Origin of the sequence: Segeticoccus rhizosphaerae, assembly GCF_009192725.1 — a bacterium.
GTDB lineage: Bacteria > Actinomycetota > Actinomycetes > Actinomycetales > Dermatophilaceae > Segeticoccus > Segeticoccus rhizosphaerae.
Genome location: NZ_VOHR01000583.1, coordinates 1 through 1,177, shown reverse-complemented (window position 1 = coordinate 1,177; position 1,177 = coordinate 1). Strand labels below are relative to the sequence as shown.

The following is a 1,177-nucleotide window of genomic DNA, read 5'->3' as shown; positions in this document are numbered from 1 at the left end:
CGGCGCCGTCGAGGCGGCCCGGCTGCCGCTGGACGTGCCCGGCGCGACCGACGCGCGCCGCTCGCAGTCGAGCCTGCTGCGCCAGCTCGACGACTACGTCATCCCCAGGCTGGCTGCCCTCGATGCGCCGTTGCTCGCGGTCGTGGGCGGGTCAACCGGAGCGGGCAAGTCGACGCTCGTGAACTCGATCGTGGGCCACGTGGTCAGTCGCAGCGGGGTGCTGCGTCCGACCACCCGCGCCTCGGTGCTGGTCCACCACCCCGAGGACGAGCGCTGGTTCACGGGCACCCGGGTGCTCCCCGGACTCGGCCGGCTCACGGGCGCCGAGGGGCCGGACGACGACCCGTCGTCGGTCCGGCTCGTGGCCTCCGACGCCCTGCCGCCCGGGCTGGCCCTGCTCGATGCCCCCGACATCGACTCCGTGGTCGAGGCAAACCGCGACCTGGCCCGGCAGCTCCTGTCGGCTGCCGACCTGTGGCTGTTCGTCACCACCGCGGCACGCTACGCCGACGCGGTGCCGTGGGACCTGCTGCGCGAGGCGTCCGACCGGGGCACCTCGGTGGCGATCGTGCTCGATCGGGTGCCGCCGGAGGCGATGGAGGAGGTCAGGGGTCACCTCGCGTCGATGCTGGCCGAACAGGGCCTGGGCACGGCACCGGTCTTCACCGTGGTCGAGACCGCGCTGGTCAACGGGTTGCTTCCCGAGACCGAGATCGGACGGCTCCGCTCGTGGCTGCAGTCGCTCGCGCAGGACGCCAAGGCCCGTGCCACGGTGATCAAGCGCACGCTCACCGGCGCCCTCGACTCGCTCGGCGACCGCGCCGGCCTGCTCGCGGCGGCAACCGCTCAGCAGGAGAACGCGATCGAGGGACTCCGGGCCAGCGCGGCCACCGCGTATGCCGATGCGCTCGCCGGCGTCTCGGAGGGTATGAGCGACGGTTCGCTGTTGCGGGGAGAGGTGCTCGCCCGATGGCAGGAGTTCGTCGGGACGGGGGAGTTCCTGCGCCAGATCGAGGCCGGCGTGAGCAAGCTCCGGGACCGCGTCACCGCCTTCTTCCGGGGTCGTCAGGTGCCCTCGGAGGACCTTGGCGAGGCGCTCCAGACCGGTGCGGCCGCGCTGCTGGTCTCGCACTCCCAGGGCGCCGCCAGCGCCGCGGCCCGCCGGTGGCGCAGCCTG

Annotated in this window: 1 protein-coding gene; it reads left to right on the top strand. The window is 73.8% G+C overall.

What is annotated here, in order from left to right; genetic code table 11:
- Positions 1–1,177: ABC transporter (locus FRW57_RS21830; protein WP_152187064.1), on the top strand; the 1,177-nt coding region annotated here is incomplete at both ends.